The sequence below is a fragment of the Noviherbaspirillum sp. genome, assembly GCF_036846085.1.
Taxonomy (GTDB): Bacteria; Pseudomonadota; Gammaproteobacteria; order Burkholderiales; family Burkholderiaceae_D; genus Noviherbaspirillum.
Genome location: NZ_DAIUCO010000028.1, coordinates 1 through 20,758 on the forward strand (window position 1 = coordinate 1; position 20,758 = coordinate 20,758).

Annotated in this window: 25 protein-coding genes; 19 read left to right on the top strand and 6 right to left on the bottom strand. The window is 57.0% G+C overall.

The features are described 5' to 3' along the window. Window positions 1-183 precede the first annotated feature (183 nt). Together V7080_RS05320 and V7080_RS05325 are read right to left on the bottom strand one after the other, a co-directional pair. On the bottom strand, window positions 184-1,602 hold the full coding sequence (locus V7080_RS05320) for a sensor histidine kinase (RefSeq protein WP_334187371.1): 1,419 nt from the start codon (window positions 1,600-1,602) through the stop codon (window positions 184-186). After that, window positions 1,599-2,291 (bottom strand): response regulator transcription factor, encoded by a 693-nt coding sequence (locus V7080_RS05325; RefSeq protein WP_334187402.1) that lies wholly within the window; start codon window positions 2,289-2,291, stop codon window positions 1,599-1,601. Before V7080_RS05325 ends, V7080_RS05320 begins: the two co-directional genes overlap by 4 nt. A gap of 341 nt (window positions 2,292-2,632) precedes the next feature. On the opposite strand from V7080_RS05325, the gene V7080_RS05330 reads away from it, so the two are divergent. From V7080_RS05330 to V7080_RS05340, 3 genes are all read left to right on the top strand, one after another. After that, a complete protein-coding gene (locus V7080_RS05330) occupies window positions 2,633-2,812 on the top strand; it encodes a hypothetical protein (RefSeq protein ID WP_334187372.1) in 180 nt (59 codons plus the stop codon). A gap of 109 nt (window positions 2,813-2,921) precedes the next feature. Continuing rightward, window positions 2,922-3,104 carry a hypothetical protein gene (locus V7080_RS05335; RefSeq protein ID WP_334187373.1) on the top strand — a complete coding sequence of 61 codons (183 nt, stop codon included), beginning with the start codon at window positions 2,922-2,924 and terminating at the stop codon, window positions 3,102-3,104. Beyond that, the gene (locus V7080_RS05340) at window positions 3,101-4,288 is read left to right on the top strand and encodes an MFS transporter (RefSeq protein WP_334187374.1); all 1,188 of its coding nucleotides are present in this window, start codon (window positions 3,101-3,103) and stop codon (window positions 4,286-4,288) included. Before V7080_RS05335 ends, V7080_RS05340 begins: the two co-directional genes overlap by 4 nt. Window positions 4,289-4,504: 216 nt before the next feature. Here V7080_RS05340 and V7080_RS05345 read toward each other — a convergent pair whose 3' ends face one another. After that, complete coding sequence (locus V7080_RS05345; RefSeq protein ID WP_334187375.1) at window positions 4,505-5,398, bottom strand: LysR family transcriptional regulator; 894 nt, start codon at window positions 5,396-5,398, stop codon at window positions 4,505-4,507. 195 nt (window positions 5,399-5,593) lie between these two features. Between V7080_RS05345 and V7080_RS05350 the strand changes: the two genes are divergently transcribed. From V7080_RS05350 to V7080_RS05400, 11 genes are all read left to right on the top strand, one after another. Further along, window positions 5,594-6,745 carry an MFS transporter gene (locus V7080_RS05350; RefSeq protein WP_334187403.1) on the top strand — a complete coding sequence of 384 codons (1,152 nt, stop codon included), beginning with the start codon at window positions 5,594-5,596 and terminating at the stop codon, window positions 6,743-6,745. A gap of 11 nt (window positions 6,746-6,756) precedes the next feature. Further along, entirely contained in the window at window positions 6,757-7,785 is a 1,029-nt protein-coding gene (locus tag V7080_RS05355; RefSeq protein ID WP_334187376.1) for an alpha/beta hydrolase, read from the top strand. 65 nt (window positions 7,786-7,850) lie between these two features. Further along, the gene (locus V7080_RS05360) at window positions 7,851-8,363 is read left to right on the top strand and encodes a (R)-mandelonitrile lyase (protein WP_334187377.1); all 513 of its coding nucleotides are present in this window, start codon (window positions 7,851-7,853) and stop codon (window positions 8,361-8,363) included. Window positions 8,364-8,376: 13 nt separating this feature from the next. Then, window positions 8,377-9,171: a carboxymuconolactone decarboxylase family protein gene (locus V7080_RS05365; RefSeq protein WP_442947183.1), complete on the top strand. Its 795-nt coding sequence runs from the start codon at window positions 8,377-8,379 to the stop codon at window positions 9,169-9,171. Further along, window positions 9,168-9,653, top strand: coding sequence for a cyclophilin-like fold protein (locus V7080_RS05370; RefSeq protein WP_334187378.1), 486 nt, complete (start codon window positions 9,168-9,170; stop codon window positions 9,651-9,653). The genes V7080_RS05365 and V7080_RS05370 overlap by 4 nt, the downstream gene beginning before the upstream one ends. Window positions 9,654-10,093: 440 nt before the next feature. Continuing rightward, complete coding sequence (locus tag V7080_RS05375; RefSeq protein WP_334187379.1) at window positions 10,094-10,879, top strand: helix-turn-helix transcriptional regulator; 786 nt, start codon at window positions 10,094-10,096, stop codon at window positions 10,877-10,879. A 426-nt stretch (window positions 10,880-11,305) separates the two neighbouring features. Beyond that, the gene (locus V7080_RS05380) at window positions 11,306-11,770 is read left to right on the top strand and encodes a FixH family protein (protein WP_334187380.1); all 465 of its coding nucleotides are present in this window, start codon (window positions 11,306-11,308) and stop codon (window positions 11,768-11,770) included. A 12-nt stretch (window positions 11,771-11,782) separates the two neighbouring features. After that, window positions 11,783-13,030: a cytochrome-c peroxidase gene (locus V7080_RS05385; protein WP_334187381.1), complete on the top strand. Its 1,248-nt coding sequence runs from the start codon at window positions 11,783-11,785 to the stop codon at window positions 13,028-13,030. Between the two features lie 64 nt (window positions 13,031-13,094). Continuing rightward, the gene (locus V7080_RS05390; protein WP_334187382.1) at window positions 13,095-13,451 is read left to right on the top strand and encodes a DUF3703 domain-containing protein; all 357 of its coding nucleotides are present in this window, start codon (window positions 13,095-13,097) and stop codon (window positions 13,449-13,451) included. 73 nt (window positions 13,452-13,524) lie between these two features. Beyond that, the gene (locus V7080_RS05395) at window positions 13,525-13,956 is read left to right on the top strand and encodes a hypothetical protein (protein ID WP_334187383.1); all 432 of its coding nucleotides are present in this window, start codon (window positions 13,525-13,527) and stop codon (window positions 13,954-13,956) included. Window positions 13,957-13,994: 38 nt separating this feature from the next. After that, window positions 13,995-14,585 (top strand): hypothetical protein, encoded by a 591-nt coding sequence (locus V7080_RS05400; protein WP_334187384.1) that lies wholly within the window; start codon window positions 13,995-13,997, stop codon window positions 14,583-14,585. Between the two features lie 75 nt (window positions 14,586-14,660). Here V7080_RS05400 and V7080_RS05405 read toward each other — a convergent pair whose 3' ends face one another. Then, window positions 14,661-15,110, bottom strand: coding sequence for a hypothetical protein (locus V7080_RS05405; RefSeq protein WP_334187385.1), 450 nt, complete (start codon window positions 15,108-15,110; stop codon window positions 14,661-14,663). A gap of 94 nt (window positions 15,111-15,204) precedes the next feature. On the opposite strand from V7080_RS05405, the gene V7080_RS05410 reads away from it, so the two are divergent. The 3 genes from V7080_RS05410 to V7080_RS05420 all read left to right on the top strand — a co-directional run bounded on the left by V7080_RS05410 (window position 15,205) and on the right by V7080_RS05420 (window position 17,670). After that, window positions 15,205-15,558, top strand: a complete 354-nt coding sequence (locus tag V7080_RS05410) for a MerR family transcriptional regulator (protein ID WP_442947184.1) — start codon at window positions 15,205-15,207, stop codon at window positions 15,556-15,558. 185 nt (window positions 15,559-15,743) lie between these two features. Further along, window positions 15,744-16,127: a hypothetical protein gene (locus tag V7080_RS05415; RefSeq protein WP_334187387.1), complete on the top strand. Its 384-nt coding sequence runs from the start codon at window positions 15,744-15,746 to the stop codon at window positions 16,125-16,127. Window positions 16,128-16,443: 316 nt separating this feature from the next. After that, complete coding sequence (locus V7080_RS05420) at window positions 16,444-17,670, top strand: MFS transporter (RefSeq protein WP_334187388.1); 1,227 nt, start codon at window positions 16,444-16,446, stop codon at window positions 17,668-17,670. 156 nt (window positions 17,671-17,826) lie between these two features. Here the strand turns inward: V7080_RS05420 and V7080_RS05425 are convergent, their stop codons facing one another. Beyond that, window positions 17,827-18,384 (bottom strand): NADPH-dependent FMN reductase, encoded by a 558-nt coding sequence (locus V7080_RS05425; protein WP_334187389.1) that lies wholly within the window; start codon window positions 18,382-18,384, stop codon window positions 17,827-17,829. Window positions 18,385-18,528: 144 nt separating this feature from the next. On the opposite strand from V7080_RS05425, the gene V7080_RS05430 reads away from it, so the two are divergent. After that, window positions 18,529-18,957, top strand: coding sequence for a hypothetical protein (locus V7080_RS05430; protein ID WP_334187390.1), 429 nt, complete (start codon window positions 18,529-18,531; stop codon window positions 18,955-18,957). On the opposite strand, the gene V7080_RS05435 is transcribed toward V7080_RS05430, so the two are convergent. Continuing rightward, window positions 18,954-19,655: a pirin family protein gene (locus V7080_RS05435; RefSeq protein WP_334187391.1), complete on the bottom strand. Its 702-nt coding sequence runs from the start codon at window positions 19,653-19,655 to the stop codon at window positions 18,954-18,956. The two genes, V7080_RS05430 and V7080_RS05435, sit on opposite strands and share 4 nt — an antisense overlap. A 170-nt stretch (window positions 19,656-19,825) precedes the next feature. Here V7080_RS05435 and V7080_RS05440 point away from each other — a divergent pair, with 170 nt between their 5' ends. Continuing rightward, window positions 19,826-20,719 (top strand): LysR family transcriptional regulator, encoded by an 894-nt coding sequence (locus tag V7080_RS05440; RefSeq protein WP_334187392.1) that lies wholly within the window; start codon window positions 19,826-19,828, stop codon window positions 20,717-20,719. The last annotated feature ends 39 nt before the right edge of the window (window positions 20,720-20,758 follow it).

The following is a 20,758-nucleotide window of genomic DNA, read 5'->3' on the forward strand; positions in this document are numbered from 1 at the left end:
GAGCAGTACGCATGCGCAAATCAGGGGCTTCGCCCTGAAAAAAACTTCCCCGAGATTCGCCAAAGCGCGGAGCAGGTTGCTCGATTCAAAGGCTTATTTACAAATTCATCGCCCGGCAAAATGTCGTTCTCATCGGATTGGCAGGTGAGCACGAGAAAAATCTCAGGGAGGAAAGACCCAGGTTCAATCCGGAGTGGACGGTAGCAAGATGTCGACGCTCAGCCCGCCGCGTTCGGCATTGGTTGCGCGGATAGTGCCGCCATGTGCGTGAACAACCCGTTGCGCGATGGCAAGGCCCAAGCCATAACCTCCTGGCGTCCAACTGATGCTGCTGCCCTGAACGAACGGTTCGAAGATGTGGTCGATCTCGTCTGGCGGCACACCAGGTCCATGATCGCGTACCTGGATGTGGACCCGCCCGTCTTGCCGGTCAGGTCGCGAAACGATTTCCACGCATTCTCCTTCGGGTGTATGGCGTAAAGCGTTGCGCACCACATTCTCGACAGCACTGTGCAACAGCTCCATGCGACCACGCACCAGTGTCGGTTCGCGCACCCCGCCCACATCCAGTGTCACATGCTTGCCTGCCGCCTGCGCTTCGTAACGCGCATCATTGACGATATCTCTCAGCAGTTCGCCGATGTCGACCAAGTCATCCATGGCGCCGGGAGTGCCTGTTTCCAGCCGCGACAAGGTCAGCAGGCTGTCAATCAAATGATTCATGCGCCGGCTCTCGCGTTCGATGCGTTCAAGCGACGGCTCCATGCGTTCCGGGCGCTGTCGCAGAAGCCCGATGGCAACCTGCAAGCGTGCCATGGGCGAGCGCAACTCATGGGAGACATCATGCAAAAGGCGACGCTGGCTGTTGAGCAGGGACTGCAGCTGGCTTGCCATGCGGTTGAATTCCTGACCGAGATCGCCCAGCTCATCGCGCCGCTGACTCACAGCAGGATCGACTCTTACGCTGAGGTCACCCAGCGCGGCGGTGCCGAGAACCTGGCGCAGCTTACGCACCGGTCGCACGAAATGCCACGCCAACAGGGCTGCAGAGACAAAGCTCGCCAGCATGGCTAATACTACCGACATCCAGGGAAAGCGTATTCCCGGCGGGGGTGCCAGCTTGTCATGGGGCGAAGCTGGCTCCATGCCCGTCATCGGCCCGTCCGTCATCGGCGAATCTTTGCCTCCCGGCGGTGGCTCGCGGCGGCCGCGCTCGACGAACAGCAGCCAGGTGCCGGCGGCTTCGGATGCAACCATGCGCACCGCTCCAGCGTCGAGACCTTGTTCGTGCAATCTTCTGGCAGCGTTCAAGACGGCGGCATCAACTTGACGGCCGAGCAAATCCCCATCCTCGGCATTCACCGCGAACACTTTTTCCCGCCGTTCCTTTTGCAGCAGCTCAGCCACGGCAACCGTGCCGCCATACCGGAAAGCGACTTCAGCGCCGTCAAGAATGCTACGGGCTGGTGGGCCGAGTTCGAGGCTTTCGGCATGGCGTGCCTGACTGCGATCTTTGATCCAGATGGCGCTCCCTGTAACAAGAATCGCAGCCACCTGGGCGAACCAGATCGCAAGGAAGAATTTCCAGAACAGGTGACTCAAGGCTTTTCCCTGATTAACAAAAAACCCTGCCGGTTCACGGTATGAATGCAGGAGCGGCCATCCGGCAGCGTACCAAGCTTATGACGCAAACTGCTCATGTGTACGTCGATATTCCGGTCAAACTTCGCTAGTGGCCGGCCAAGCGCCCTTTCTGACAGTTCGTTCTTGCTGACCGTCTTGCCGGGGTTGAGCATTAGGACTTCAAGCAGATTGAACTCGGTGCCAGTGAGTGCCACTGGCTTGCCAGCCCAAGCGACTCGGCGCTGTCCCGGCCACAATTCAAGCGCACCGTACACAAGCATGCTGGCCGGTTCTTCATTGGATTGCACTTGGGTTCGCCGTAGAATTGCGCGGATGCGGGCGCTCAATTCGCGCGGCGTGCATGGCTTGGATACATAATCATCCGCTCCCAGTTCCAGGCCGAGGATTCGGTCGGTGTCGTCGCCCTTTGCGGTGAGCATCAGCACCGGTAATTGACTCTGCTGGCGCAGCAGCCGCAAGGTCTCGATGCCACTGTGACTCGGCATCATTACGTCCAGCACGGCAATGTCGTGGTGGCCACTCAAAGCGGCCGTTAGTCCCGCCTGCCCGTCATGCTCCGCATGCACGCAAAATCCGTCGTGCTGCAGGTAATCCTGAAGCATGCTCATCAGTTCAATATCGTCGTCGATCAGCAGTACGCTGGCCATATCTTGCACCTGCCATCCATTGCTTGGATCATACCGTCGACTGCGGAAGAACATCCGGCGGGTACTCTTTCTTTGCGGAACTTTACATTTCCTTTGCAGCACTTAACAAAGGCTTGTCGCACCATTGCAAATGGTTGCACGAGTAACCCCGCATCCGGCAGAAGTAGGCAACAGGTGCTGAACCTTCGTCAGGCGCTTCTGCGGCGAAAGGCCAATGGTACACTTCAAGCGCTTTGAGTTCAGGTGTTCAATATTTTTTCATCGCAAGAAAACAGTATTAGCGCAGCTATAACTGCGCAGACAAAAACTCAATGTTTCATGGTGTGCTTTGCGACGGCCAGATGAACAAACCGATTTTGCTTGTTGAACATGCTCCGAACGATATCGAATTCGCTTTGCGTGCATTACACCAATGCGGCGTAACCAATGACATCATCGAGCAAACGATGGAGAAGCGGCGCGCGATTACCTTTTCTATCGTAAACAATATCGGCATGCGCCATCCGGCAACTCTTGCCTGATTTAGCTGGATTTGAAAACGCCGGCTGTTGACGGCATAGAAGTGCTCATCACGATAAGGGCCACGCCGACACTGGCGTCGATGCTGGTAGTGGTTTTGACAGGATGGCGATGGAAGCGGATATCGAAAGAGCCGTTTCGCTGGGCATTAAAGAGTACATCGTCAAGCCGATGGATAGACAAGAGTATGTAAAGACAATGTGCGGCTTGGCATCCCGGTTCATCAAGCATTCATCTGGCGCGCCGCTGACAACGGTTCTCGCCATTGGTCCAGACTATTCCAAAGCGCAATGAGCAAGCCGATCTTCATCATCGTCATAGGCCAGTTGTTCGGCGTATCGCTATGGTTCAGTGCGAACAGTGCCGCTGATGACTTGACCAGGTTGTGGGAGCTAAGCCCTGCCGATATCGGATGGCTGACCAATGCGGTGCAGGCCGGCTTTATCGTAGGGACATTGTCATTCGCGTTCAGCGGCCTCGCCGATCGCTATTCCGCAAGCCGGATATTTGCACTGTGCAGTGTACTGGGGGCGATATTCAACGGCATGTTCGCATTATTCAGCACAGGTTTTGAGTCGGCAATGTGGCTGCGCTTTGGAGTAGGGCTGTCGTTGGCGGGAATATATCCCATCGGAATGAAGCTGATTCTTACCTGGAATCCCCAGGCGGCAGGCCGCAATCTTGGAATGTTGCTGGGCATGATGACGTTGGGGACGTCCTTGCCGTACGCGATACGGATGGCAGGAGCTTCATTCCACTGGCAAATCGTCATCCTGATCTCTTCCGTTCTCGCGCTTGCTGGTGCGTTGATGGTCGCTCTGCTGGGTGAAGGGCCTTACCTGAAGCGAAAATCTCCAAAAGCAGCGGGCATCAACGCCAATGTCATGAAAGCCTTTCACGTTCCCGAATTCCGTGCTTCTGCATTTGGGTACTTTGGGCATATGTGGGAGTTGTATGCCTTCTGGACTGTCGTGCCGCTATTGCTGGCCTCGTTCATCGCAGACGGCACTTCCGAATCGACACGGGCAATATCCGGATGGGCCTTCGCCGTGATTGGCGCCGGTGCGATTGGTTGCATCGCGGGCGGAATGCTTAGCCAGCGCATCGGTAGTGCGCGTGTCGCATGGTGGGCGCTATTCACATCAGGGTTAATGTGCTTGCTATACCCATTGATTCAGGATCTGCCGGCGTACTGGAAACTTGTACTGCTGTTGATATGGGGTATGGCGGTGGTTGCGGACTCGCCGCAGTTCTCAGCCATGTCCGCCAAAGCATGTCCTTCAGATCTGATCGGCGGCGCGTTGGCGATACAGAATAGTTTGGGATTTCTGCTAACGACGTTCTCGATATTCATTGCCACAACAGCCTTCCCGTACATGGGAAGCAAGGTGGCCTGGCTGCTGCTGCCGGGGCCAGTGATCGGCTTGGTCAGTATGCGCCGGCTCTTGAAACCATCGACATCGCAGATGCAGGTGTGATCGTGCACAACATGCCGGCGTCTTGCGATGTAGACGTACATCGACATCTTGATGTCGTCATAACATCTGATGACCGCAACATCGCAACCTGTGCGCTTTTTCGGAAGCTTTCGAAACAGTCTTTAGTGACCCCCGTCCTGCTTTCTGCCGATGTTATGTCGGTTTTGGATTAATAGCAGTCTATAGGGAAGGGCAGCAATCCGCAGAAGCGGACATCTAGCCTTGATATTTAATCGCTTCGACAAACGCTGAAAAAGCGGGTGATGCCTGGCGTCTGTTGGGATAGTACAGATGGTACCCCTGAAAATACGGGCACCAGTGGCTCAAAACCTGTTTGAGTCGGCCGTCAGCCAGATAGGGAGCGGCCAGTTCTTCTGGGACGTAAGCCAGACCAATGCCATCCACCGCAGCATTGAGGACGTGCATGATGCTGTTGAAAACGAGCTGCCCTTCGACCCTTACGGTGAATGCCTTGCCATTTCTTTCGAACTCCCACGCATAAATCGCACCGGACGGCCTGTGCCGGATATTGACGCAAGCATGCCTGGTTAGATCATGCGGCGACTTTGGTGCGGGATACCGGTCGAAATATGCCGGAGATCCCACAACGACCAATCGCCAATCCGGCCCGATACGAACGGCGATCATGTCTTTGCTGATCGCTTCGCCCAGGCGAATGCCGGCATCAAACCGCTCCTCGACAACATTGGTGAACCCGTAGTCCACATAGAACTCCAGCGTTATGTCGGGATAGTCCTGCAGGAACCGCGCCAGCATTGGCCGCAGGCACAATTCGATCTGATCGTCCGTACACGTAATGCGGATCGTCCCCCGCGGCTTGTCCCGCAATTCACCCAGCGCTTCAACCTCTGCTGCGATCTGATCGAATAGCGGAGCGATCGAGCGCATCAATCGTTCTCCTGCTTCCGTAGGCGCCACGTTGCGGGTCGTACGCGCCAGCAGGCGTACGCCCAGTCGTTCTTCGAGCGCCCTGATCGTATGACTCAGTGCGGATGGGGTAATGCCGAGCCGGTCAGCGGCTTTGGTAAAGCTTTGGTCTCGCGCCACGGCCAGAAAGGCTTGCAAGTCGTTAACTTTGGTGTGTGCCATTGCTGAAATTTTCTCACAAGTACATGAAGATTGTGCCCGCTAATCAAAAGCTCATGAACTCGTCAAGATGGAGGCCTGATCTTCAAGCGAGCATCGACCATGAGCAGCACTCAAACTGCAGTTATCCATGCGGGCAACCGGCCCGCTCAGCGTCAAGCCGGCAATCAGCCCGCTTTCTGGAGCGGCGTATTTGCAATGACACTATGCGCGTTCGCGCTGGTGGCTTCCGAATTCATGCCGGTCAGTTTGCTGACCCCGGTTGCCGCCGATCTCCAGATCAGCGAAGGGCTTGCCGGCCAGGCAATTTCTGTTTCCGGCGCTTTTGCGGTGCTGACGAGCCTTTTCATATCGGCGCTTGCGGGCAAGGCAAGTCGCAAGTCCCTTTTGCTGGGAATGACGGGGCTCATGTTTCTTTCCGCGCCGATTATCGCCCTTGCGCCGAACTATGCGACGTACATGGCCGGCCGGGTGCTGCTCGGCGTGGCTATCGGTGGATTCTGGTCCATGTCTGCCGCTTCGGCGATGCGGCTGGTGCCCGCTGAGAAGGTGCCAAAGGCACTCGCCATCTTCAATGGCGGCAATGCGCTGGCAACGGTTGTCGCCGCTCCCCTGGGCAGTTATCTCGGCTCGGTCATCGGCTGGCGCGGCGCGTTTCTTTGCCTCGCTCCGATTGCGCTGCTGGCGTTTGTCTGGCAGTGGATGAGCCTGCCCTCCATGAAAGCCGAAGAACGGACGGCAGGTTCCGGCAATGTCTTCAAGCTGCTCAGCAATCCCCTGGTCGCCCCGGGCATGGCCGCAGTCAGCGTCTTTTTCATGGGGCAGTTCGCTTTATTTACTTATCTGCGCCCTTTCCTCGAAGCGGTGACTCGTGTCGACGTACCCACGCTGTCGATCATTTTGTTGACGATGGGCGTGGGCGGTTTCATCGGCACCATCCTGATCGGCGCGTTCTTGAAGCGAAGTTTTTACGGAACCCTGGTCGCCATTCCGCTCCTGATGGCCGTGATCGCCGTAACGTTGATTGCGTTCGGCAGTTCGGTTTCCGTCGCCGTGGCGCTTCTGGGTCTCTGGGGACTCGTTGCCACTGCAGCGCCAGTCGGCTGGTGGAGCTGGCTGGCGAGAACGCTGCCGGACAACGCGGAAGCGGGTGGCGGGCTGATGGTTGCAGTGGTTCAGCTCGCCATCGGGCTCGGGTCCATTGTTGGAGGATTGCTGTTCGATATGAGCGGCTACCAAAGCACGTTTTTCGTGAGTGCCGTTTTACTTCTGTTCTCGGCGTTCCTGGCTTTCATGGCATCGCGCGCGGAGCGCATCCGGAACGCATTTCATTTTTCAACGATCAAGTGAAGGAAGTACACATGAAGAAGCTCATTTCGTCGCTGGTGCTGGCTGCCAGTTCATTCTCGGTACTGGCTGCGGACATGCCCAATGGCGCAGACAATTTTTTCAAGAGCGATAAGGTGACCGTGCAAAAGGTGACGTTCAAAAATCAATACAGGATAAATGTCGCAGGGAACCTTTTCATTCCCAACAACATGTACCGGAACAGGATGAATCCTGCAATCATCGTCGGCCATCCCATGGGTGCCGTGAAAGAACAAAGCTCGAATCTGTATGCGGCAAAAATGGCGGAGCAGGGATTCGTTACCTTGTCCCTTGACTTATCCTTCTGGGGAGAAAGCGACGGCCAGCACCGGAACATGGCTGCTCCGGAGATCTTTTCCGAAGATTTCAGTGCTGCGGTGGATTTCCTGGGAACCAGCCAGTTTGTGGACCGGAATCGCATTGGCGTACTTGGGATTTGCGGAAGCGGCAGCTTTGTCATCAGCGCGGCCAAGATTGACCCGCGCATGAAAGCCATTGCGACAGTCAGCATGTATGACATGGGCGCTGCCAGCCGTCATGCACTCAACCACTCCCAAACCCTCGAGCAGCGGAAGAAAATCATCGCGGAAGCGGCGGAGCAGCGTTACGTGGAGTTCGCTGGTGGTGAAACACGATATACCGGCGGAACCGTGCATGAACTGAAGGACGATACGCATCCCATTCAGCGTGAGTTCTTTGATTTTTACCGCACCCCGAGAGGCGAGTTTACGCCAGGGGGTTCGTCACCGGCGCTGACGACTCATCCGACGCTGTCGAGCAACGTCAAGTTCATGAACTTCTACCCGTTCAATGACATAGAAACGATTTCGCCGCGTCCTATGCTTTTCATCACCGGTGACAGCGCCCACTCCAGGGAGTTTAGTGAAGATGCCTACAAACGGGCCGGGCAACCCAAGGAACTGCTCATTGTGCCTGGAGCTGGTCACGTTGATCTTTATGATCGGGTCAATCTTATTCCCTTCGACAAACTGGCATCGTTCTTCCAAGGCAATTTGAAGTAGGCGAATAAGAAACGAATAATGCATATGGACGCGGTTTGATCACTTGAAACCATTAAGGAAAAAACATGAAAGCCCTTGTTGTCCCACTGCTGCCGATCTGCCTGCTCTCAGCAAACGTCGCTCATGGTCAAAGCACTTCTGCGGGCAGCGCCGCTTCCGCGGACGCAAGCGCCAAACAATCACAGGCAATCATGCGCGCCGGTTCCCAGGCATCCAGCAAAGGACCAGCAGAATACGTTACCGGCAACGTCCATGTATCGCCTCTGTTTCCGGCGAATCCATCCACGCCGGTGAGTGGACATCATGTCAGCTTCGAGCCGGGTGCGCGGTCCGCATGGCATACCCATCCTGCCGGCCAGCATCTGATCGTTACAGCAGGTAAGGGTTGGACACAGGAATGGGGTGGATCGATTACCGAGATTCGCAAAGGCGATGTCGTCTGGTGCCCGCCGGGTGTGAAGCACTGGCACGGTGCATCGCCCACGTCAGCCTTGACCCATATCTCCTTGACTGGCACTGTCAATGGCAAGAATGTCGAGTGGCTGGAAAAAGTCAGCGACGAGCAATACCGTCAATGAGCGGAGAATCCCGATGAAAAGGAAAGAACTGGTCGTCCCGTTCGCGGTGTGCTTGCTGATCTCGTCCGCATTCGGGCAAGGACCGCAAGCAACGACCGCCCTGGGGACAACGCAAATGAAAACGCGCGAACATGCCCAGGCCGTATCGCCAGCGCTGGAACACTATGCAGAGACGCGTCTGCTGGGCGAGGTATGGAAACGACCGGACTTGTCATCCCGGGACCGCAGCGTCGTCACGGTCGCCGCTCTGATCGCTCGCAATCAGACAGCTGAAATGCCTTATTACTTTCACGTCGCATTGGAGAATGGTGTCAAGCCGGGCGAGCTGTCGGAAGTGATTACGCATCTTGCCTTTTATTCGGGCTGGGGCAACGCCATGGCGGCCGTCTCGGTTGCAAAGGAAGTCTTTGCGAAGCGCAGGATCAGTGCTGACCAATTGCCGGTCGCGATGCCCAGGCTGCTTCCGCTGAATGAAGCAATCGAAGCCGAACGTGCGGCCATGGTGGAAAAGCAGTTTGGCAATGTGGCGCCGGGCGTTGTTCACTATACGACTGACGTGCTGTTTCGCGATCTCTGGCTACGGCCGGATCTTGCACCGCGTGACCGCAGTTTGATCACGGTCAGTGCTCTCATCGCGTCGGGCCAGGTCGCGCAGATTCCCTTTCACCTGAACCGGGCAATGGATAGCGGCGTCACGCAGGCGCAGGCGTCGGAAGTCCTCACGCACCTGGCGTTCTATGTCGGCTGGCCGAACGTATTCTCGGCTCTTCCGGTCGCCAGGGAAGTGTTCGAGAAACGTCCTCGATGAGAACGCTGCTTTTTACCGCGTTCGCCGCCGCGATGACCGTCAGCCTTGCCGCGCATGGTGCAGCCGGGAGTCCTCCCGACAATCAAACGAGACCAGCAGCCACGGTCGCCAAACAGCCTATGACGACGCTAAAAATTCGAATCATGGTAGATGGGAAAGCGGTGATTGCCAGCCTTGCCGACAACCCGACAGCCAGGGATTTTTATTCCCTGCTCCCCTTGACACTGACCTTGAACGACTACGCGGCAACCGAGAAGGTGGCCTATCTTGCGCGGAAACTATCCGGCGATGGGGCGCCGGCAGGTGCCGAACCGGCAATGGGCGATATCGCTTATTACGCGCCCTGGGGAAACCTGGCGATTTACTACAAAGACTTTGCCTACTCGGATGGCCTGATCAAGCTGGGGACGATCGACGGCGGGATCGACGCTTTCAAGGCGCCGGGATCCCTGAAAGTCACGATCGAGGCGTCTGGTCCGTAGAGGCTACTTCCTGCCTGTGTGAATGAAGGCCCCGGCAATGTGAAATCAGGTCTACACGACGGACGTCGCGACTGCCGGTGAACAACAACCGGTCGGATCTCCGGCGACTGAAAATGAGCAATTGGGAAAGCACATCCCCAAAAATGCGCCGCAGATTGCTCATCCATGCATTCCATCGTCGACAGATTGCTACGATCTTTTCATCGAGCGATTCAATGACCTGCAATAGTGAGAGCTGAAGATTTGATGGCGATGTTTTTGACAAAAATCTGACGATGGCAGCCGGCCGGAAAAGGCGGCGGCGACGACATCCACTTTTTCCGCTCAGTTTGGTATTGTTCATTAATACCGTTGTGGGTTGAGCCTTAAGCCACCGAAATTGCACAAAGGAAACGCAGAAGATTGACTGGCTGATGATTGATGAGTGACATGGAGCAGGGATGACCAACAGCAGACGCGGGCCAGCTGCCAGGCCGTTTGGAACGGGCCGGATCATCTTCTGGCGTGGCGGCAGTTTGTGGATCGGCCATGCCGGCGAGGAAACCGGGTTCCACGAACATCACGCCATCCAAATCACGCTGACGCTGTCAGGCGACGCGGTGCGATTCCGCAGCCCTGGGCAGGGATGGGTTTTCCATGCGGCGGCCATCGTCGCAGCCCATCAATCCCATGCTTTCGAAGCGCGCGGAGAACTCGTCGCACTGGTGTTCGCCGAACCCGAGTCGCTGGAAGGCCGGGCGTTGCGTGAGCGCTATCCCGAGGGCGTCAGTGCGCTCGATGCCGGTGACCTCGCCGAGCAGGCCGTCCGTCTTGCCGCCTTGTATGCACAGGATGCCACCGATGACGAACTCGCTGATTGCGCACGGGCGGTAACAACCAGGCTTTCCTCCATTCACCTCTCTTCCGCCAAGCCGCTCGATAAGCGGATTATGCGTGCCATCGACATCCTCCGTGACCGAATTGCCGATACGGTCACGATGACCGAGATTGCCGAGGCTGTTCACCTGTCCCCGGGGCGGTTCCGTCATCTCTTCCTGCAGGAAACCGGCATACGTTTCCGCCCCTATGTGCTGTGGCTGCGCCTGGAGGTCGCCGTCGCGTTGTATGGCGCCGGCAGCAGCCTGACAGACGCTTCCCACGCGGGGGGCTTTGCCGATTCTGCCCATTTCTCCCGTACGTTCAAGCGGATGTTTGGCGTGACGGCGATCGGCGTACAGCGCGTCTAGCAGGTCCCAGGCCCGGGATTGCTCCCACGCCGGCCCCCATCCTTCCTGCTATATCCACCACCGGCGGACGTTCAGCGTGCCGTTCATGATTAGCCGTTTCGTTCAATCCGCAACGGGGAAGCGATCCTACACTGGCATCTCATCTTCAACAAAAGGAGAAACACCATGAATGCCACTACCCCAACCCCAACCCTTTGCCGCTGCACCGACTGCCCAGGTCGGGACTGCGCCTGTGGCTGCCAGAGCCCCGCGACACAGCAAGCTGCCCAGGATGCCGGCTGCGCCTGCGGCCCGCAGTGCGACTGCGGTCCCGCATGTGCCTGCACGCGGAAGTAAGGACTGTCGCCGGCTTCGTGCAACGCAGAAGCCGGCGGCAACGTCATGCCATTCGCTGATCAAATCAAGCCAACACAGGAAATCCACGCCATGCTTCGACCATTTCTTTTCCCGCTAGCGTTCACGGTACTCGTTTCGTTGTCCGCATGCGTGTCACCACCGTCGGGACTGAACCTTGCACTGGACCGCCCGACGGCCGACGAAAAATACCATATCGCCATCCGTCCGCTCGCCGAGCCGGTCACCATCAACAAGATCCACGCCTGGGAAGTCCGGCTGCGCACGCCATCAGGCGAGCCGGTGTCGGATGCGAAGATCGGCGTCGGTGGCGGCATGCCCCAGCATGGACATGGTTTTCCGACGCAGCCGCGCGTCACGAAAGACCTGGGCAACGGCCGCTATCTGCTCGAGGGCATGAAATTCAGCATGCCGGGATGGTGGGAAATCAGGCTGACGGTCGACACCCCGTCGGGCACCGATGAAGTGAAGTTCAACACGATCATCGGGACCCGTGCCGCGCCGCCGATGGCGGCAACGGACACGGCGCAACGCTGAGCCGGTCACATCATGAAACCTGCAACGAGCTGGATGATTGCACTGATCGGCGGGGCATTGCTGACTGGCGCTGCGCTGGCCAACCCCTTTGGCATGAAGGCCGTCGACGGCTGGAATGCGGCAGAGATTGCCGTCCTGTCTTCGATGCGCCTGTCCGAACTTGCGCCTGCACCGGTCGATCCGTCGAATGGCCATGAGTCGTCACAGGCCGCCGTCAGCCTCGGGCAACGCATTTTCTTTGACCGCCGCTTCAGCGGCAACAGTGCCGTGTCCTGCGCGAGCTGTCATCAGCCGGATCGGCAATTCCAGGACGGTCGCCCGCTCGGAATTGGCATGGGCACCGGCGCCCGGCGCACCATGCCGGTGGTTGGGGCAGGATACAGTCCTTTCCTGTTCTGGGACGGCCGCAAGGACAGCCTTTGGTCACAGGCACTGGGTCCGCTGGAGGATCCGGCCGAGCACGGCGGAAACCGGTTAGCCTATGCGCATGCGCTCAAGGCGCACTATCGTGCAGATTATGAAGCCGTATTTGGTCCTCTGCCGGACCTCGCTGGGTTGCCGAAAGAAGCCAGCCCGCTTGGGACGCCGGGACAACGGACTGCATGGAACAGTATGCGCGACGATGCCCGCCGTGAAGTGTCAAGAGTGTTCGCCAACATGGGCAAGGCGCTTGCAGCCTACCAGAAGACCTTGCAGTTTCGCCCGTCAAGGATGGACCGCTACGTCGACGGCGTGATCCGGCGCGATGAAACCGCATCCCAGCTTCTCGGTCCGTCCGAAAAAAGCGGGCTGCGCATCTTCATCGGGAAAGGGCAGTGCATCACCTGCCACAGCGGCCCGCTCCTGACCGACCAGCACTTCCACAACACCGGGATTGCCCCGCGCACAGCCGGCCAGCCCGACCCGGGCCGCCGTGCCGCACTTGCGAAGGTCATGAATGACGAATTCAATTGTCTCGGAAGCTTCAGCAGCGCCCGGCCGGAGCAGTGCGAAGAATTGCGATTCCTTGCCCAGGATGACCATGCCATGGAGGCCTCGTTCAAGACACCGAGCTTGCGAAATGTCGCCTTGCGTGCGCCTTACATGCATGCCGGGCAGGTGCCATCGCTCGACGCAGTCGTCCGTCACTACGCCAGGGCACCGGTAGCGGCGGCCGGACATAGCGAGCTCAAACCGTTTGCCTTGTCCGAGCAGGAAGTTCGTGATCTCGTGGCATTTCTCGGCGCACTGACCGGCGACGCCGAGGCGGCTCCGCGCTAATCGACATGGGGCGCCGGGGCAGCCCTCGGTATTGCGTTCTATCGTATGTTCAGGGAGGATGGATGTGAATCCGGCATTGAAGGCGGCATTCGAAAATGAAATGGCATCAGCAGGGCGCTTCATCCGCGCCGGGTCTCTGGATCGGGCGATGCGGCATCTGGAGCGCGCCCATGTGCTGGGACAGGGCGAGGTCATACCGCATGTCCGCACGCATTGGGGCATGTTGAGCATAGCGCTCAAGCGCCGTGCTCCCGGCGAGGGACTTGGGCAGGCCGTCCGGATCGTTCTCGGTGCACTGGGTTCGGCAGTGGGCATGGTCCCCGTCGGGAATACGGGTGGCACCAACATCAGCATGTTTGCGCGCCTGCCAATCGATCCTGAACTGGCCGTGTTGATCGAGCAGGACCGGAGCGGGCAATGAAGCGCGCATAAATGATGTTTGACATCCGGCCAGTCAGCCAAGTCCCGCCTTACAAATAAACCAAGAGGCAACAATGGATTACCTTATTGGACTCGTTCTGGCCGTTGCGGCATGCGGGGCAGCCAGACTAATCGGTTTTGACCGGGAGCGCGTGTTTTACCCCACCATGCTTGTTGTGATTGCGACCTACTATGTTCTGTTCGCGGTAATCGGCGGAGACGGAAGGACACTGTCACTTGAATCAATAATCGCCAGTGCTTTCATAGGAGCCGCAGTAGCCGGATTCAGGTCTAATCTCTGGATCGTTGTTGCGGCTTTGGCCGGCCATGGTATTTTCGACTTCATGCATCACCAATTTTTACGCAATGATGGTGTTCCTGTCTGGTGGCCGGGGTTCTGCCTGGTATTCGACGTCATCGCAGCGATATTCTTAGGCGTGCTTTTGCTCAAGCGCTCCGACCTGGCCACTGGTAAGGGCACCGACGAGCAGCGCCTGTTACCATAGACCTTATGGGCAATATGACTTTAAGGAAGCTTCACGGGTTGTCTGCACTGCTTCTCGCAGCCTATGCATGCATCCATATCGCCAACCATCTCGTCGGCATGGTTGGCGTTGACGCTCATATTGCATTCATGCGCGCCTTTCGTTCCGTGTACCGCATTCCCGTCGTGGAGGCGGCGCTTTTCGCCGCGGTTTCCTTCCAGATCTGCAGCGGGCTTGTTTTTGTCGTGCGTGGCTGGAGAGTGCGCGAGGGCGTTGTTGCATGGCTTCAGGCCGGCTCGGGAGCGTATCTCGCATTCTTCCTGCTCAACCATGCTGGTGCCGTGCTGGTCGGTCGTGCCGTTCTGAACCTGGACACCAATTTTTACTTCGCGGCGGCAGGCTTTCATGTGCCGCCATTCCAGTTTGTCTTTGCACCCTACTATTTTCTGGCCGTGCTATCCCTGTTCATCCATCTCGGCTGTGCATTGCACTGGCATCTGACGGGAAGGGCGGTGCGTATGTATGCCGTGGCCGTGTCCATGGTTGTCGGTTCTGTAGTGTCGCTTCTCATCGTCCTCATACTTGCAGGAGCGTTTTATCCTGTGCAAATACCTGCCGAGTACAAGGCAACATACGGCGGGAAACCCTGACCGGATGTTCGGCGCGGACACGCGCGGCAGGGCAGGCCGCTTCGCAAACCTGCCGAATTTAATTGACCAGGAGCCTCAGCCACCTCGCGGTTTTGCCAGTCCCGGCTCCCAGTCCGGGCGACTGGGTGACCGATCCGATACAGGGACGAGTTGAGCAATGCCGAAAGCGAGTTCGGCAACCAGAAATCCAATCAGGATAGGATGCGCTCCCATCGCAAGCGCATAGCTTTGCCAGGCTGCGAACAGGAATCGACCGGCGGCGTCATAGCGGCCGTAGCGCTGCTGCGTGTCCCGCAGGCGCAGAATCGCCCAGACGGTGACGATGGACCCGAGCAGATTTGCCATCAGCATATGCTCGGGTGCAAACGGCGGCAGACCGCCCGGCAAGCCAAGCAAGCCTATCAGCGCATTCAGTCCGCCATGTATCGCGGTAAAAGTCCACGGCGTTGCGAAGCCGATGGTCACTACCAGGTCATACCATGCACTGGCGCGCACAATTTTCAGATAACTCGCCGGTCCGATCATTTTTCTTCCTTGTTGGGGTATTGTTGACAGATGAAACGAGCTTAAAGCCTGGAGTGCACTCCAAGGTCAAGTACATTTTTCGGAGAGCATGAATATGAGGATCGGTGATCTCGCACAAGCAACCGGCGTCAGCTGCGATACCTTGCGGTTCTACGAAAAGCGCGGCCTTGTCCGGGCTGTTCGGGAAAGTAACGGCTATCGGTGCTATGCGTCCGAAAGCGTGCAACTGGTCATGTACATACGCACCGCACAGAAGCTGGGTTTCAGCCTGGCGGAAATTGGCGAGAACCTGCCATCCGTATGGAATGCGGAAAATTCCGATATCGCGGTGGCTGATTTGCTTTCGCAGAAGGTAAAGACAATTGATGAACGGATTGCGGAACTGAAACGATTGAGAAAAGAATTGCTGCTACGGGTCGCGCAGATATGTCCGTTGGCGCAATCCTGAAGTGATGCGCAGTGTGCTGGCATCGATGTATGCCGTCCGCGGTGCGCGATTCAAGTATTTATGCGCCTATGTCTCTCGACGAATTTAAGAGGCAAAAAGCCTTCTCTCACTGAAACACGGAACTGCCCGAAGCCCATTTCCAGTTATAAGGGGCACTTTGTTTAATTTTTGGTTATGAGAAATAGATGATGGAACAGCAAAAGCTTTGGGTTGAACCAATAGGAAGCATTATCGTGGCACGGATGCGTGGCGCATGCACCGAAGAGATGCTGAGCGAATGTCAAGAACGGGTGTTGGCTCTGGCCAAGGACACTCAGCAGGTTAAGGTGCTGTATGACGCCTTGGAGATGGAAACGCCAGACGTTGACCTCGTACTCATGCAGCAAAGACTGGAAGCAGATACCAAGGACAAGCTCGGCGCTGTCCCGCTCCGCAAGGCCATTCTCGTACCAAACAGCCGCCTTGCTTACTTGGCCCGAATTGCTTTTGGCGCAGCCGGCGAAGGGGATTACCGGGTTTTCTATAACGATATGGCGCAAGCCATCCTGTGGCTGGAAGATCGAAAGTGAGATGAGTTCGTTCAGATCATAGGTCTCTGTTCTTTGCCGATGCCGCTACATCAAAGCCAATTCAGAACTATCTCGTGGGCGGTCAATAGAGGCTCCCGATGTATCCGACTGCCACGCGCTTCTCATCGCAACCAATAGTTTCCGAAAGTTGCGAGAGATCTGATGCTTTCTCGGCGCCGGAACCGGCCTGGCAGATTCTCTACAAATTTCGGCAGATTGTCGCAAGACCGTCAGGCCTTATTTCCCTACACTTGATGCCTGCTGGCGGATGCAGCTTACCTTCCGCCAGAAAACGTTTGCATCTCGTGACCGACCTATGACAACCAATACAGCAGTCCATAACGCAGCGATCGCTTCCGCGGCTCCGGCCGCAGCAGAACACAAAGGAACCTTTTTTGCTCGCATCGTCGGGCTGGCCGCGTTCGCCCACTTGTTGAACGACTTGATCCAGGCGATGCTGCCTTCCATCTTTCCGATGCTGAAGACGCAGTTTTCGCTCAGCTTCGGCGAGATTGGAATGATTGCACTGACCTATCAGGTCACGGCTTCTCTCTTGCAGCCATGGGTCGGCCTGTACACCGATAAACACCCCAAGCCTTACCTGCTTCCCTGCGGAATGATGGTGACTTTTCTGGGCATAGTGCTTCTGGCGACTGCCGGCAGTTACCCCATGCTGCTACTCGCCGCTGCGGTGGTCGGTATCGGTTCCGCTACTTTCCATCCAGAAGCATCGCGCGTGGCCAGGATGGCGTCCGGCGGTCGATTCGGTACTGCGCAGTCGACATTCCAGGTCGGCGGCAATGCCGGTTCGGCAATCGGTCCGTTGCTCACCGCGGCCATCGTCATCCCGCACGGACAGTCTGCGGTTGCCTGGTTCGTGATCGCGGCAATGGCCGCCATCGCCGTTCTGTTCCGACTCACTGGATGGACGCTTGCACACGGACACGCCCAATTAAAAGGGCTGGCGCGCAACCAGAAGGAAGGGCTCAGCCGCACCGGTGTCATTCAAGCCATCGTGGTCATTTGTATCCTGATGTTCGCAAAGTTCGTGTATATCGCGCTGTTCACAAACTACTTCACCTTCTACCTGATGCAACGGTTCGGGCTTGGCGTACAGCAAAGCCAGATGTTCCTGTTCATTTTTCTGGCGTCGGTAGCCATCGGTACCTTTGCAGGCGGTCCGGTGGGCGACCGCATCGGCCGCAAGGCTGTCATCTGGATTTCATTCCTGGGTGTTGCGCCGTTTGCCCTGGCCCTGCCGTACGCCAACTTGCTCTGGACGGCTGTACTGGCCAGCATGATTGGCCTGGTGATGTCCTCGGCATTCGCTGCACTCGTCGTCTACGCCCAGGAAGCAGTACCGGGCCGTGTCGGCCTGGTGTCCGGATTGATGTTTGGACTGATGTTTGGCATCGGCGGCATTGGCGCTGCCGGTCTGGGACAACTGGCCGATGAATACGGGATTGTCTGGGTCTACGGTGTTGCTTCGTTCCTGCCACTTCTGGGTTTGGCTACCGCTTTCCTCCCGCGTACCCGCAGGTAAATGAGCGGCCGGCAGAGGAGGGCTGCAATCGGTTGGAAGCGAACGTCAGCCAATGCCTGGCCTCGATCCGAAGCGGACCCAATCCTCAGCCGTAGCAGAAATGGAATTTGCACCGATACCTGCGCAGGTCAAACTCGCTTGGTGTGACGCACCGGGCTATCGGGACTCTTGTGTAAAACGTGTGAATCCGTCCAGGAACTGTTGAAGCTGGTCCTTGATCGCTTGATCCGTCATATTGCCCTGGTCGTCAAACACCTGCTGGGCGCGGGAGACCATCAGGCGACCGCCAAACCATGGACGGGTGCCCAATGTGCGCAGTACCGGCAGCCAGGCATTCTGGCTCAGAATCGTCCCGAATCCTCCTGGTGAGGCGCCTATGACGGCGACCGGCTTGCCACCAAACACACGCTTGATGTCCGCCGGCGGGCGTGACAGCCAATCGATGGCATTTTTGAGTACCCCAGGCATGGAATTATTGTATTCCGGCGTGGAGATGAGTAGCCCGTCAGCATGTGCAATCAAGTCTTTCAGCACCGATACCGGCAACGGAATACCGTCTTGCGCCTCAAGGTCGCCGTTATATAAAGGGATGTCGGAGATGTCCCCGATGATGAGTTCGGTTCCCTGGGGAACAAGCGCCGCTGCTGCCTGCAGCAAGGCGGTATTGTAGGAAGCCTTGCGCAAGCTTCCGGAAATGCCCACGAGCTTTGTCATATACTTCTCCTATAAGTGCCGCCTGATTTGCCGAATCGAAATCAATGAACAGTACGATGAATTTACCGAGGACTTGGTGATTTTGGCTGACGATGGTTTTATTTGAACGATCAGCGCGAGTCGTCATTCTCCGAGAATAAATTAATGAACACTGCATTCGGATCATCCGACATTGGTCTGCAATCATTAACGGTAGCGCTACGCGATCTGCATAAAAACCTCGTTCAGGTTGTAAAAGCGGAGCGCGAAAACGCGTTGATGACGCACATCGATGCGGGGCAGTTGCTTCAGCTTCTCACAAAAGATCCGCATTTTGACTGGCTACACGAGTTGAGCGAATACATGGCAAGGCTGGATGAACTGCTCGATGCGAATGACATATCGCAGGAAGAACAGCGAGAAATCCTTTCCCAAGCGAACGCGTTGATTATGCCGGCAGAAGGCAATGAATCCGCTTTCTACCGGCGCTACGTCAGCTATTTGCAGCATCATCCGGATCTGACGATGGCGCACGCGAACGTGCGCAGGATAATCGTCGCACTATCTCCGGATAGCCAAGGCAGCACTCCTTAAAACGGCAGATCGAACAACAGGATTTCCGCATTTTCCGCTTGCGACAATGTGACTGCCGTTTCCCCACTGATCTTCAGCGCATCGCCCGTCGACAGCGGTATGCCGTTCGCATTCAGATCGCCCCGAATCACATGGACATAAGCGGTGCGACCCTCCTCCAGGGCATGCGCAATTTCGTCACCGGCATTCAGAATCGACGCAAAAACGAGCGCGTCCTGGTGAATGACGACCGAGTCGCCGCGACCATCGGGCGAAGCGATCAGGCGCAACCTGCCTTGCTTGGACTCGGGCGTGAAATGCTTTTCCTCATAGCCCGGTGCAATCCCCTTGACGTTCGGCTCAATCCAGATCTGCAGGAAGTGTAGCGACTCCGCCTTCGAGTGATTGAACTCGCTATGCGTCACGCCGGTGCCCGCGCTCATGCGCTGTACGTCACCATACCGCAATACCGAGCCGGTACCCATGCTGTCCTTATGTTCAAGAGCACCATCCAGCACATACGAAATGATCTCCATATCCCGATGCCCATGCGTACCGAAACCACGCCCCGGCTGCACACGGTCCTCGTTGATCACAAGCAATGGACCGAAACCGGTGTGCTCCGGATCGCGGTAGTATCCAAATGAAAAGCTGTGTTGCGACTGCAACCAGCCATGGTTCGCATTGCCACGGTCTTCACTTCTTCGTACTTGGTACATACTACGTCCTTTCTTCTCGTTGATTCGATTATGTCGAACGTCATTGACATGCCCAGCGGCTCGACCTGCCTTAGCAGATACCTCTGTATTTCGCTGCATGAATTCAGTATAGAGGGATCGCCAGGAAAGAAAAAACGGAAAATTTACCTATCTACTATCGAAATTTTCGAATGCTTAGACTAAGCCTGGATGCTCTTGAGATCATGGATGCTATCGACCGGCGCGGCTCGTTTTCCGCAGCCGGCAAGGAACTCTTTCGCGTGCCATCGACTATTTCCTATACCGTCGCCAAGCTGGAGGGCGATCTGGGTGTGCAGCTCTTCGAACGCATCGGACCGAAGGTGACATTGACGGCCGCGGGCAAGGAATTGCTCAATGAAGGACGGCATTTGTTGAAGGCTGCGTCCGATCTGGAATGCCGTGTACGGCGTGTGGCGTCGGGCTGGGAAACGGAATTCACGATCGGCATGGATTCGGTCATCTCGCCGACCCTGCTGCTCGACGACGTCCACGCGTTTTGCCAGGTGGCGGACCAGACACGACTACGGATTGTAAGCGAGTCATTGTCGGGAACGTGGGAGGCTTTGCTGGATCGTCGCGTCGACATGCTGATTGGTGCGGCAGGCGACGGGCCTTCCGGTGGCGGTTATACGGCAGAACCTATCGCAACCATCCGCTTCGTGTTTGCGGTTGCGCCTTCTCATCCTTTGGCACAGGTGAAACGCCCGCTTGGCAAGGACGATCTGCAAGCCCATCGCGCCATTTCGGTCATGGACTCGGCACGTCGCCTACCGGCACGTACTGTCGGCCTGATCTTCGGACAGGAGACGCTGGCCGTGCCGGACATGCGCGCCAAGTACGAGTTTCAGGTGGCCGGACTCGGATTTGGATTTCTGCCCGAAAGCTATGCACGAGATGCCATCAACGCGGGATTGCTTGTCGAGAAGAAAGTGAAAGAGCCCAAACCGGATGAAACTTTGTATTTGGCCTGGAGGACGGGCGAGGATGGCGCAGCATTGAAGTGGTGGATTCAGCGCATGCATGAACGTAGGCCATTCGACTAGAAGGCGCCACTCAAGCTGAAAGAAATCTGGGCCATACGC